Here is a 13715-nt window from a genome sequence, read left to right as displayed (position 1 = left end):
TTTGAACTGGAAAACACTTTTTCGTTTTTAGTGGATTTTCTAAGTTTGTTGAAGCTTGGCTTTTTTGTTTATAATTATTACCAAATTAGTAATAAGTACAAGTAAATTAAGAAGTATAAAGTTTAAGAGTAAGCTGGGAAACATTTTAGTTTTTGTTTAAAATTCTGGGGGGAATAATAAAAAAGCACCCTCAGGGATTAAGATAAATAGAGGTCTAAGGCTTTTCTAATACATTTTAAATATTAAAGAGGGTGAAGGAAATTGAGTTTAGTAATTGAGGGATTAAGTAAAAAATATAAAAAAAATAATACAGAACTGGAGGTACTTAGAAGCATAGATTTAACCGTGAAAGACGGGGAGTTTGTATGTGTTTTAGGTCCTTCAGGTTGTGGAAAATCCACGCTTTTGAATATTATAGCTGGATTTGAAAAGCCTAGTAGTGGAAAAGTTATTTTAGATGGAAAAGAAGTAACTTCACCAGGACCAGACAGGGCTGTTGTATTCCAGGAGCATGCACTTTTTCCATGGTTAAAAGTTATAGATAATGTAGAGTTTGGAATGAAAGTGTCTGGAGTTCCCAAAAATGTAAGAAGAGAAAAAGCTCTTAGATATTTAAAAATGATGAATCTTATTAAATTTAAGGATGCTTTTGCTAGTGAACTTTCTGGTGGAATGAAGCAAAAAGTATCAATTGCTAGAGCACTTTGCTTAGATTCTAACATACTTCTTATGGATGAACCTTTCTCAGCTCTTGATAGCCAAACAAGGGATATCCTTCGAATGGAAACTCAGAAAATGTGGCGGAATACCAAAAAGACTATAGTATTTATAACTCATAGTATTGAGGAAGCAGTAATTTTAGCCGATAGGGTTATTTTAATGCCATCAAGTCCGGATTCTGAAAAGAAAGAATTTAGAATACAGTTAGCAAGACCTAGAAAGATAGATAGCCTTGATGTAACTTATATGGTTTCATCAATTATGAAAGAGTTTAAAAGGGAGGTGGAAAAGGTTGCAAAAGCAGATTTTGATGAAAGGTGGGGTATGGAACAAGATCCTATTCTATGTGATATTGATAGTAATATGGGAATTGGCCTATAAGTTTGGTGGCTTTCCATCCATGGTCAAGGTGCTTGAAAGAATTATTGAACTTATAGCAAATAATACTTTAGAAATTGCAATTCTTATAAGCTTGAGAAGACTTGTAATAGGTTTTTTAATATCACTTATTCTGGGAGCACTAATAGGACTTTTAATGGTAAAGTTGAAATATATTAGGGATAGCCTAGGTGAATTTATTGCAGGACTTCAAAGTATGCCTAATGTGTGCTGGGTACCCTTTGCAGTTTTATGGTTTGGACTAAATGAAAAGGCCATATTATTTGTAATAATTATAGGGTCAGTTTTTGCAGTGTCTATGGCAATAGAAAGTGGTATTAAAAATTTTACACCTATATACGTTAGAGTAGCGAAAATGGCAGGAGCTAGAGGATTTTCTTTATATAAGGAAGTGATTTTTCCGGAATCTATTCCAGTAATTTTAGCAGGAGTGAGACAAGGTTGGGCTTTTGCATGGAGAGGTTTAATAGCAGGGGAAATGATAGCTTCTTCAATGAATGGGTTAGGACAAATATTAACTGAAGGTAAGAAATATAATGATATAAATGAGATTGTTGCGGTAATGGTAGTGATCCTTTTACTAGGATTTTTGATTGATAAGCTTGTGTTCCAAAAGATAGAGTATGCCATAAATCGTAAATACGGATTTGTAAAAGCATAATAAGAATTATTTAAAAAGGAGTATTGTATGAAAAAGGAGATACAAGTAAAACAGTTAGAAACAGATATATTAATTATTGGTGGAGGTACAGCAGGGTGTTATGCAGCCTTAACCATAAGAGAAAATTCCAATGCTTCTGTATTAATTGTTGAAAAAGCAAATATTAAAAGAAGCGGTTGTTTGGCAGCTGGGGTCAATGCGCTTAATGCTTATATTGTAAAGGGTAGAACTCCAGAGGATTATGTGGATTATGCAAAAAAGGATGCAGATAACATAGTAAGAGAAGATTTACTTCTTACTATGTCTCAAGGACTTAATAGAGTAACCAAAAAGATGGAACAATTGGGACTTGTTATTTTAAAGGATGAAAATGGCGAGTATGTGGCTAGAGGAAACAGAAATATTAAAATTAATGGAGAAAATGTAAAGCCTATTTTAGCAGCCACAGTGAAAGAACTTTCTGATGTAACGGTTATGAATCAGGTGAATGCAATTGATTATATTGTGAAGGATAACCAAATATTGGGTGCCTTTGCAATTGATGTGGAAGAGGAAATACTTTATGAAATTAGAGCCAAAAAAGTAATATGTGCCACTGGTGGTGCAGCAGGATTGTATAAACCTAATAACCCAGGTTTCTCCAGGCATAAGATGTGGTATCCACCATTTAATACTGGAGCAGGCTATGCTATGGGAATCCGATCAGGGGCGGAAATGACTACTTTTGAAATGCGATTTATTGCTTTAAGATGTAAAGACACTATAGCACCTACTGGAACTATAGCACAAGGTGTAGGAGCAAAGCAGGTTAATTCAAAAGGAGAAGTTTATGAGGCAAAATATGGTCTTACTACTTCTGAAAGAGTTTATGGAACAGTAAGGGAGAACAAGGAAGGCAGAGGGCCTTGCTATTTAAGAACAAAAGGAATTAGTTCTTCACAGGATAAAGAGCTGCAAAAGGCATATTTGAATATGGCCCCAAGTCAGACTTTGAAGTGGATAGAAGAAGGTAAAAATCCAAGTGAACAAAACATAGAGATAGAAGGAACCGAACCGTATATAGTAGGTGGTCACACTGCAAGCGGATATTGGGTTGATACGAAACGTGAAACTACAATTAAAGGCCTTTTTGCTGCTGGTGATGTGGCTGGCGGTTGTCCACAAAAATATGTTACAGGTGCATTTGTAGAGGGTGAGATTGCTGGAAAAGCTGCAATAGAAGCAATAGAAAGGAATAAAAGCGGTACTGTTATTTTATCGAAATCAGAGGAAGATTTAATTATCAAGTCAAAGAAACAGGAAGTAGAAAGAATATTGAATTTTGAAAGCCCTATGTTTTCATCTGAAGAGCTAGAAGAAGCTATGCAGAAAGTGATGGATGCTTATGCAGGAGGAATTGGAAGTAATTATCAGTTTAATGAAAAACAGCTTGCATTGGCGGATGAAAAAATTGGGCAGATTATGAAGCTAAGCAGTAATTTGTATGCAAGTGATATGCATGAATTGATGTTTGTATATGAATTAAAAGAAAGATTGATTCTCTGTAAGTCAGTGATTGCTCATTTAAGAGCAAGAAAAGAAACTAGATGGCATAGTTTTGCAGAAAATCTGGATTATCCAGAGAAAAGTGATGAATGGCTTAAATACGTTAATTCAAAACTTGTGGATGGAAAACTTACTATTTTGTTTAGAGATTTAGTAGGAAGAGGTAAAACCTATGAGCATATCAATTAACAAAGAAAAATGTGTGGGTTGTAAAAAATGCTTATCTGTATGTCCAGGAAGTCTTATAAAGTTAGATAAAGACGGAAAAGCCTATATAAAGTATCCAAAAGATTGTTGGGGATGCAGTTCCTGTATAAAGGAATGTAAGAAATGTGCAATTTCCTTTTATCTTGGGGCAGATATTGGAGGAAGAGGAAGCCGCCTAACTGTTGTGTCAGAAGGGGATATAGTTCATTGGAATATTGAAAAAACTAATGGAACTGTACAGACCATTGATGTAAACCGTAAAGATTCTAATAAGTATTAACAAAAGGCTTTAGATATGTGAAATTAGAAAAATTAGTGATGAAGTGAAGCTTGAATTAGACAGAGTTTGTCTACGATGACTGGGCTTTGCACGTTAAATATAATTTAGGTATTTAACTTATACCAGATTCTTAGTTGAATGAATCAAGTTAAGTAGCAGCTCTTTACGCCTTCGTTAAAAGGGGAATCAGAGAGGATTGTTATCGAAAAAAATAAATAGAAACAGTAGGAGGATTTAATAATGAGTGAATTGTCACATCTTGATAAATTAGAAGCAGAAGCAATATATATTATTCGCGAAGTTGTTGCGGAATGTGAAAAACCAGTAATGTTATATTCAATAGGAAAAGATAGCTCTGTTATGTTGCACCTTGCCATGAAAGCATTTTATCCAGAGAAACCACCGTTTCCATTCATGCATATTGACACTACATGGAAGTTTAAAGAAATGATAGAATTTCGTGATAGAAGGGCGAAGGAATTAGGAATAGAGATGCTTGTTCATACTAACGAAGAAGGGGTAAAACAGGGAATTAATCCTTTTGATTATGGTTCATCTTACACAGATATTATGAAAACTCAGGCTTTAAAACAAGGACTGAAAAAATATGGTTTTACAGCAGCTTTTGGTGGTGGTCGTCGTGATGAAGAAAAGTCACGAGCAAAAGAGAGAATTTTTTCTTTCCGTAACGAGGCACAGGCATGGGACCCTAAAAATCAGAGGCCAGAAATGTGGAAACTTTATAATACTAGAATTCATAAAGGTGAGAGTATGAGAGTTTTTCCTATTTCAAATTGGACAGAAAGGGACATCTGGCAATATATTAAAAGAGAAAATATTGATATCGTATCATTATATTTTGCAAAGGAACGTCCAGTGGTATATAGAGATGGTAATATCATTATGGTGGATGACGATAGAATGAGATTATTACCAGGAGAAAAAATTGAATACAAAAAGGTGCGTTTTAGAACTCTGGGATGCTATCCTCTAACAGGAGGCATCGAATCAGAAGCTGCAACTTTAGATGAAATTATTGAAGAAACATTAAGTGCGGTATCATCTGAGAGAACCACCCGTGTTATTGATACTGAAGAAATAGGCAGTATGGAAAGAAGAAAGAAAGAGGGGTATTTCTAGTATGAAAAGCTTGTTAAAGTTTATAACCTGTGGTAGCGTGGACGATGGAAAATCCACTCTTATTGGACATATTTTATATGATGCAAAGCTTTTATTTGCAGATCAGAAAAAAGCCTTGGAATTAGATAGTAGGGTTGGCAGCCGTGGGGGAGCTATTGACTACTCTTTATTATTAGATGGTCTTATGGCAGAGCGTGAACAGGGTATTACTATAGATGTGGCATATCGTTATTTTACAACAGATAATCGAAGTTTTATTGTAGCTGATACACCAGGGCATGAAGAGTATACCAGAAACATGGCAGTAGGTGCATCCTTTGCAGATCTTGCCATTATACTTATAGATGCAAAACAAGGGGTACTTGTTCAAACAAGAAGACATGCAAGAATTTGTTCATTAATGGGTATCAAACATTTCATATTTGCTGTTAACAAGATGGATTTAATTGGATATAATCAAGAAAGGTTTTTAAAAATTGAAGAAGAAATTAGAAAGTTAAAGAAGGAACTTTCATTGAAAAATATTGAAGTCATTCCTGTATCTGCTACAGAGGGGGATAACATTACAAAGAAGTCAGAAAATATATCGTGGTATACCGGAATACCTATTTTAACTTATCTTGAAAATGTAGATGTGGAAAGTACTGGTGAAGAGAAAGATTTTTATATGCCAGTACAGAGAGTATGTAGACCAGATCACACTTTTAGAGGTTTTCAAGGAGAGATTGAAGCTGGCAGCATTACAGTAGGAGATGAAGTAACAACACTTCCAAGTAGCGAGAAAGCACTAATAAAAAGTATTCATATGACAGATAAGAACGTACAAAGTGCAGTAAAAGGCCAGCCTATAACAATACAGCTTAACAAGGAAGTAGATGTATCTAGGGGATGTGTGCTTACAAAAGATACAAAGCTTGTAACCAGCAATTTAATTACTGCTACCATTCTTTGGATGGATGATTCTGAGTTAACAGCAGGAAAAGATTATTTTGTAAAGATAGGAACAAAAATGCTTCCAGGTGCTGTTACAGAGATAAAATATAAAATTGATGTAAATACAGGAGAACACTTATCTACTGGATTTTTAAAGAAAAATGAAATTGTAATATGTAATATATCACTTTCTGAAAAGATTGTAGTGGACAAGTTTCGCGTGCACAAGACTCTAGGAGAACTTATATTAATTGATCGTATTACTAATATGACCTCAGCTTGTGGTGTTGTAGAAGATATTTTCAATAGTGAAAATAAGAAGGATAAGATTGCATTTCAGTATAATGATCTAAAAGCAAGAGGAGATGTTTTCGAAGAATTCTACTATAATACAGAAAGTTTATCTTTATCGAAATATAAATCAGTATCACATACCTATACAGTGGGAGATGAAATTCCGGTTCAAGGTGAGAGTTACAAGTATCCAGAAAATGTGGATATTTTAGTTCTTCGTGATTGGGTAGCAATTAAAGTTCGTCACAAGAGGATTAGTGACATTCAATCTATTGATAGATATAAGTATACGGGAGTTCCAATAGTCAATGGTAGAGGGTTTGCAGTAAAAGTAAATTCAGCTGAGGAAACGTTAGAGTTCTTAAATGAATATAATAAAATGAAGCAAGAAAATGAAGTGGAATTTTTAAATAAATGGGTTAACCTAGAAACTTATAGAGGAGTAATATTTCATAAGGCTCAGATGGACGTATTATAGAAGTTACAGAAGCCCATGAAATAGTATGAGTCCATATGATGGGAAAAGTTCTACTAAGATGAATATGGTCTATAGATCATGTAGAGTGTTTAGAGGAATTGATGAGCGTGGTAAAAGTTCAGCAATTCCTTTTTATTATCCTGCCTTAAATTTATAGTCATTTTTTACAATTATCTCTTCTATATATTGTATATGAAGAGGATAAACCTTAGAGTGGGATCTAAGTCAAAGATAATTTTAAAATTTTGTTATAAATATTTCGCCTGTCTAGAGAAGCTTCAATTATATAATAGGATATTTATTAAAATTAATAAAATATTAAATCACACCAATTGATATTGATATATACTATAAATTTACTCATAATAAAGTATATATCATATAACTCTTAAAAAGAAGGTATAAAGATGAAAGATGAAGTATTGTTACTGGACAATGTTACAAAAACAATAAAGGGTAGGCAGATAATTAAAGGAATAAGTTTTTCAATGAAGCAGGGAGAAGTAATGGGTTTTTTAGGTCCTAATGGAGCAGGAAAATCAACGACACTTCGTATGATTGTAGGACTTTCAAAGCCTACTTCTGGAAAAGTTGATATATGTGGATACTCTATAACTAAAAATTATGTAAAAGCTATGTCAAATGTGGGATGTATTATAGAAGGACCTGATTTATATAACTATATGAGCGGAATAGATAATTTAAAGATGCTAGCATCCATGAGTAGAGCTGTTACAGAAAAGGATATAATAAATGTAGTAGATTTGGTAGGCTTAAAAAATAGAATTAGGGACAAGGTAAGTACATATTCTCTTGGAATGAAGCAGAGACTTGGGATTGCACAGGCTTTAATGCATAATCCAAAACTTCTCATTTTAGATGAACCAACTAATGGACTTGATCCATCTGGAATAAGTGAACTTAGAAACTTAGTAAAACAATTGGCAAGTGAAAAAAATATTTCTGTACTTGTATCAAGTCATATTATTTCTGAAATAGAACTTATGTGTGACAAAGTAACTATAATTAAAAATGGGGAAACTGTTTTAGAGAGTGCAGATGTAGATAAATTATTAAATAATCAAGGAGTATTCTGGGTTTTAAATGACAATGAAAAGGGAAGAAAAATTTTAGAAGAAATTTGGAAGGTCAAAGGCAATGTAGTTGAAGAAAGGCTTGAAGCAAATGTTTCGCTAGAAAAGCTTCAAGAGATAAATTCCTGCTTTGTGGAACAAGGACTTATGATAAAGTATGTTGACAACAAAAACAAGACACTAGAGGATTTGTTTTTGAACCTGACAGAGGGAAATCAAATTGTTTAATTGGGGGGCATAAAATTTTGATAAGATTAATTGAAAATGAAGTACTTAAGATGCTTTCAAAAAAGAAACTAGTTCTTATTTCTGTAATTTTACTTGTACTCGTATCTCTTTTTTGTTATGGAGAAAATGCATCATATAAACATACAATAATGAGATTTTCAGGTACACCGGGACAAACTCAAAATTATAATTGGAAATCAATGGTGAATCAGCAGATATTATATTTAAAAAATACTATGAACAGTCAATACATAAAAGAGGACAGAAAAAATTCAATAAATATTCAAATTGAACAGCTGCAGTATTATATAAATCACAACATAAATCCAATAACTCCAACTAGTGCAAAATTTACTATTGATTTTATGGATGAGGCAATTTATTTATTTTTACCGCTGCTCATAATTATATTAGCAGGAGATGCTGTTTCTGGAGAATTTTCCTCCAAAACAATAAAGGTATTGTTAACTAGGGCTGTTCCAAGGTGGAAGATACTACTTAGCAAGTACATTGGGGTTTTGATTTTATCATGTATAGTAATTTTAGAGTCTGCGCTTATGTGCGTAATAATATCAAGTTTTGCATTTCACAGTGGAGGATGGAATGAACCTATGGCAACGGGATTTAAAGTTATAGGAGATAAGCTGGATTCCTCAAATGTAATAAGAATTTACCAGTGGCAGTATGCTATCTTAGTATATTCACTTGGATGGTTTGTCTCTGTAAATATTGCAACTTTATCTTTTATGGTTTCTGTAATAGTGAGAAATACTGTTACATCTGTGGGTATAATGCTGGCAACTTTAATAGGAGGGGGGTTCCTCCAGATGTTTTTACAGGATTGGCCGATGATTAAATATTTCTTTGCTGTAAATTTGGATTTAACACAGTATTTAACAGCATCTTATCAACCTGTTTCTGGGATGAGTCTTTCTTTTTCTGCATTAGTGCTGTGTTTATGGTCAATTGCAGCTTTAGTTATAAGTTTCAGCGTATTTCAAAAACAAGATGTATTGGTTTAGGCAGTATGATAAAAAATGGGCTAGCATACTGACTGGTTATTTCTTTGAAAATGCCTTATGAGGTAGGGGGAAAATGTAATGTACAAAAAAGTGAAATTTACAATTTTATCTATTGCTGCATTTGTATTTACAATAGTATTTGCAGCAGGATTTGCATATTCTATTAATATTACTAATGCATCATCTGGCAGCAGCAGTAGTAAAGTTGCAAATAAGGGAAGTGAGAATAAAGCTGTGGATACTAAAATAAAAAAATTAAACAGTAATTCCTATAATATTTTAGTTATGGGTGATTCACTAGCAAGAGGAACTGGGGATGAAACTAATAGTGGATTCGCAAGTGACTTTTCTAAACTTTGGAAAAATAAAACTAAAAAACCCATAGACATTACCAACATTTCCGTTAATGGTGATGTATCTTCTGGACTTTTAAATATAGTAAAAAGTAAGCAGACCCTGCAGTATATACAGGATTCAAATATGATTTTTATTTCTATTGGTGGAAATGAAATAAAAAATTTTAAAAATTCAAGTACAGTTTCCTCTGTTGTTCAGACAGATAGCTTGAAGACAGTTGAAAATAAGTACATGAAAAATCTGTCAGATGTCTTTAAACTAATAAGAAGTAGAAATCAAAATAGTATAATTGTGTTTATTGGATTGTATAATCCTTTTGGAAGTGAGCTAACTGAAGACAAATTGGAACTTCTAAATGAGTGGAATTATAAAACAGACCAACTTGTATCTTCAGATGATAATGCTATATATATTCCTACATATGACCTTTTTAAATATAATTCAGGAAATTATTTTGCTGCAGATAATTTTCATCCTAATTCTATAGGTTATGAGGCCATTTCAAAAAGAATCTTTGAAGCATTGAAAAATTATGAAAAGTAGTTAACATTATAGGAAAATAGTAATATAATTGTATCATTAATTTATAAAATAGGAGGATATATAAATGGTTGGGTTACAAAAATATTTGGGAGCTAAGGTTAATATATATATCTATGCTAGTATAGAATCTTATAACAATGAACGGGAAGATACGTCATTAAAGGATGTAACTGTTATGGGGGTAACAGATGATTTTATAGAAATAGAAGATGAAAGAGGACTTTCTCATTGTATAAACTTAAAAAAGTGTTTTTCTGTTGTAGTTGAGAGGGAAAGGAGCCTTGGATATTGATAGATGAAGCTATTAAGGAGTGCTATTACAATATATATAAAAATTTTTATTTAAATGCAGGAGTGATGTCCTGCTTTATAAAGTCTCTTGTTTTTACATCTGTTGTAAATTTAGAGAATGTAGATATCGAAAATAAGGTACAATTAGATATTACTAAAATTAAATCTGTTGGAAATGGAGAAGATTTAGTTATACTCGATATACCAGGAGACAGAGGACTTGAATATGGATATAAGTATAGAGATAAATATACTATAGTACCAGATTTTAATATGGTATGTCACGATTTTGGAGTAGTTAAAAGTAAGCCTATATTAAAAAAGCTTGCTTTATTTTCAAACACACGTTTAAAAAATTATGATAAATACATGATTATACTTGATAGTAATCGATATGTGGATATTGAAATAAATAGTGTAAATCAATATAACAATCAATATGAGATAACAGAAGAGGATTTGCCGGAAGTTGAAATGTTGAATTTTTTAAAAATCCATAGTGTGCTATATGTATGTGACGAAAATATAAAAGAAGATGCGAAAGAGTATTTGAATTATTTAAGGGCTAACAATATTGGAGTTAATGTGAGTAAGTTAAAGGAAAAGAGGAATTGAAATTAGATGAATAAGAAAAAAGCAGCATTAGGATTAATTATATCAGCTTTGGTTGGAAGCTCAATATATACATACAATCAAAATTACATAACTGATCAGGATCAGGAGAATGCAGCACAGCAGCAGTCTGGCTGCACTTCACCTTTTGTATACTATCCTAATAGTTTTTTTAAAGGATACAAGGTATCAAATGAAGGTAAATCTAATGTGGATTTTTATGGGTGGCACAGTTGGACAAATTCTACCAGTGGAGTGGTAAGTCCATATACAAGCTCTAATTTAAGCAGCATTAAGACTAGCAATGGAGGAGTTACATCCTCTTCAGATCATATAAGCACTTCTGGTTATAGTGGTGTACATGCTGGCAGTGTTGCTGGATAGACTATATATTGGTAGTAGAAATTGGCTAAGAATAGGGCAGCAAGTATGGGACTTATAATAAGGAGTTTAGTAGGATGAAATATAACAATGTGGTAGATGAATTACTTTTTGAATATTACTCAATACACTGCAGACGAAAAGGAGATATCTATTCTCCATATCCTTTTTATTTAACAGAAATTGAATACAATAAAATAAAGAATTACACTAATGTAATTGATAGACTGTCCTTAGATGTGTTGAATAACTTCAATACTAAATACAGTGATTATGAGAGCATGATTCCTGATTTCCCTCTTAAAGATGAAATAATGAATTTAAATAGAGAAATTCCAGATATTTTTTGGACGAGATATGATTGCTTTCTTCAGTATGATGACAAAATATTTTTTAGTGAAGGCAACTATGACAAGCCCTGTGCCCAAAGAGAGCTCGCAATAGGTGAATACTTTAATTGCAATAACAATGCAAATAGAGGCTTTGTTCAAAATTTTAGAGAAAAATTTAATTCAATAATTCAAAAGTATTATGGCGGCAAAAAAATCAATGTATTAGTTCTGGCGGATCCATGTCATTATGAAGAAGTCCACTTATCAATGCTCTATAGAAAATGGCTTGAAGATGATAGGATAAATGTAATTTTTGGAGGAAGTAATAATATATACATTAAAAATGAAGAGGTATATTGTTTTAATAGGCACATAGATGTTATTTTGAGGCAATTTCCATGTGAAAATTTATATGAGGTTAATGACATTAAACTTCTTTTAAATTTATATGAAAAAAATAAGGTGCTTATATTAAATGATCCTAGAGTAATAATTCTCCAAAGTAAAAGTATATTTGCCTATTTTCATAAATTATTGAGAGAAAATAGACTAGATGAAGGTACTGCAAGTGTTGTAAGAGAATGTATTCCATATACAGAGTTATTAAGTGATACGAATTTTGATGTGGTTAGATATAATAAGGATAAATATGTAATAAAGCCTATACTTGGACGTTATAGCGAAGATGTATTTATAGGAAAGCTATATTCAAAAGAAGAATGGAAAAGTATTTTAGATGATATTAAAGAGTATAAACATTACTATGTTCTTCAAGAGTTTAAGGAGATAAGAAAAGACAATGTAGTTGAATTAAGAGGTGGATATACTCATACTGTTGATGCCTTTTGCAATTTGGGAGTTTATCTTACATGTAATGAGATAAGGGGAATATGTTCCAGATGGAACTATGACTATCTTACAAATAATGAAACCACATTTATAACTCCAATAGGAATAAGAAATTCTAAACTCAACATAAAATATAGTAAAAATATAAAAGATAGATGTAGTGAGTTTAAAAAGGTAAATTTAGATCTCGTAAAGTTAGGATTTACGGGTGCCTATAATAATGCCAGGGAGTACATATCTTTAGATGAAGTCATCTTAAGTAGTGACAAATTTGAAGAGTTAAAAAATGCTTCCTGTGAAGTTTTGAACATATTTAGGAAGGTTTCTGAATTTATATATGAAAATAAGGGAATGTTTGATGAAATTTTAGGAACATCAAATGTAAGTGAAAGTATATATTCATCAAAAGATTTTAAGTACTTGAGTATTTTGGGGAGGATGGATTGGGCTCTGGATACGGATAACAATTTGAAGCTTATGGAGCTAAATAATGAAACTCCTGCTGGACTATATGAAAGTACTATTGTAAATGACTATCTTGTAAATAGATATAAACGTAATGTACAAAATCCAAATAAGAATTTGAAAAACATTTTAAGTGAAAATATTGAAGGATATATAATGAAATATTCCCCAAAGACTATAGGAATATTTAGTACATGTTATTATGAAGATTACTATAATATAGATATTGTATATAACATAATAAAAAAAATAGGTGACAAATATGGAATTAGAGTGATAAGAGGTAATGTGTATAATCTAAGAGTTGAAAATGGTAGGTTATATTATTTTGATGATAGGATTGATATGATTTATAGGTATTTTCCACTAAATTGGTTTGAAAAATTCAATATGCAGGATGTTGGAAAGTGGATAAATAATAAAAATTGTATAAATCAACCTGTAACTATGATAGGGCAAAGTAAGTCCATTTTTGCTGTGGTATATGAAATGCTTGGAACAGATTTTTTTACACAGCATGAAAAAAGTGTGATACTAAAATACATTCCCTATACTGATTTTAGTAATAAATCTATGAAAACCATAGATTATATTTGTAAACCCATATTAGAAAGGGAAGGAGAGGGGATATACACTAGGGGACAGCTATCTTGTCAGGATATAAACAATCTGGATAACTATATTTTTCAAGAGAGAATTAATATAAAAACTTTAAACTATATATGTAGGTCAACATTTGGTGAAAAAAGAAAAAATTTATTCCCGATACTTGGATGTTTCTATAGTAAAAGTGAATTTATTGGAATGTACTGCAGGCTAGGAGATTTAATCACTAGAGAAAAATGTATATATATGCCTGTATATATTGATAGGGTGGTATAAGG

13 protein-coding genes are annotated in these 13715 nt (G+C 32.0%); all 13 read left to right on the top strand.

The window, feature by feature from the left end; all coding sequences use genetic code 11:
- Positions 1-261 precede the first annotated feature (261 nt).
- Positions 262-1101, top strand: coding sequence for an ABC transporter ATP-binding protein (locus WY13_RS04820; RefSeq protein ID WP_063554577.1), 840 nt, complete (start codon positions 262-264; stop codon positions 1099-1101).
- The gene (locus WY13_RS04815; protein WP_242866328.1) at positions 1067-1780 is read left to right on the top strand and encodes an ABC transporter permease; all 714 of its coding nucleotides are present in this window, start codon (positions 1067-1069) and stop codon (positions 1778-1780) included. The genes WY13_RS04820 and WY13_RS04815 overlap by 35 nt, the downstream gene beginning before the upstream one ends.
- Positions 1781-1807: 27 nt before the next feature.
- Entirely contained in the window at positions 1808-3514 is a 1707-nt protein-coding gene (locus WY13_RS04810; protein ID WP_063554575.1) for an adenylyl-sulfate reductase subunit alpha, read from the top strand.
- Positions 3498-3812: a 4Fe-4S dicluster domain-containing protein gene (locus tag WY13_RS04805; protein WP_063554574.1), complete on the top strand. Its 315-nt coding sequence runs from the start codon at positions 3498-3500 to the stop codon at positions 3810-3812. The genes WY13_RS04810 and WY13_RS04805 overlap by 17 nt, the downstream gene beginning before the upstream one ends.
- A 240-nt stretch (positions 3813-4052) precedes the next feature.
- A complete protein-coding gene (gene cysD, locus WY13_RS04800) occupies positions 4053-4952 on the top strand; it encodes a sulfate adenylyltransferase subunit CysD (protein WP_063554573.1) in 900 nt (299 codons plus the stop codon).
- A gap of 1 nt (position 4953) precedes the next feature.
- A complete protein-coding gene (locus WY13_RS04795; RefSeq protein ID WP_063554572.1) occupies positions 4954-6657 on the top strand; it encodes a sulfate adenylyltransferase subunit 1 in 1704 nt (567 codons plus the stop codon).
- Positions 6658-7064: 407 nt separating this feature from the next.
- A complete protein-coding gene (locus tag WY13_RS04790) occupies positions 7065-7979 on the top strand; it encodes an ABC transporter ATP-binding protein (RefSeq protein ID WP_063554571.1) in 915 nt (304 codons plus the stop codon).
- A gap of 17 nt (positions 7980-7996) precedes the next feature.
- Positions 7997-9001 (top strand): ABC transporter permease subunit, encoded by a 1005-nt coding sequence (locus WY13_RS04785; RefSeq protein ID WP_063554570.1) that lies wholly within the window; start codon positions 7997-7999, stop codon positions 8999-9001.
- Positions 9002-9079: 78 nt separating this feature from the next.
- Complete coding sequence (locus WY13_RS04780) at positions 9080-9901, top strand: SGNH/GDSL hydrolase family protein (RefSeq protein WP_063554569.1); 822 nt, start codon at positions 9080-9082, stop codon at positions 9899-9901.
- Positions 9902-9965: 64 nt separating this feature from the next.
- Positions 9966-10193 (top strand): hypothetical protein, encoded by a 228-nt coding sequence (locus WY13_RS04775; RefSeq protein ID WP_063554568.1) that lies wholly within the window; start codon positions 9966-9968, stop codon positions 10191-10193.
- The gene (locus tag WY13_RS04770; protein ID WP_063554567.1) at positions 10190-10807 is read left to right on the top strand and encodes a hypothetical protein; all 618 of its coding nucleotides are present in this window, start codon (positions 10190-10192) and stop codon (positions 10805-10807) included. The genes WY13_RS04775 and WY13_RS04770 overlap by 4 nt, the downstream gene beginning before the upstream one ends.
- A 6-nt stretch (positions 10808-10813) precedes the next feature.
- Positions 10814-11188 carry a hypothetical protein gene (locus tag WY13_RS04765; RefSeq protein ID WP_063554566.1) on the top strand — a complete coding sequence of 125 codons (375 nt, stop codon included), beginning with the start codon at positions 10814-10816 and terminating at the stop codon, positions 11186-11188.
- Between the two features lie 74 nt (positions 11189-11262).
- Complete coding sequence (locus tag WY13_RS04760; RefSeq protein WP_063554565.1) at positions 11263-13713, top strand: glutathionylspermidine synthase family protein; 2451 nt, start codon at positions 11263-11265, stop codon at positions 13711-13713.
- Positions 13714-13715: the final 2 nt, after the last annotated feature.

The organism is Clostridium ljungdahlii, from assembly GCF_001636845.1.
Lineage (GTDB): Bacteria > Bacillota > Clostridia > Clostridiales > Clostridiaceae > Clostridium_B > Clostridium_B ljungdahlii_A.
Note: the sequence above shows the minus strand (reverse complement) of the source record. Positions and strands in the feature narration are given on the sequence as shown.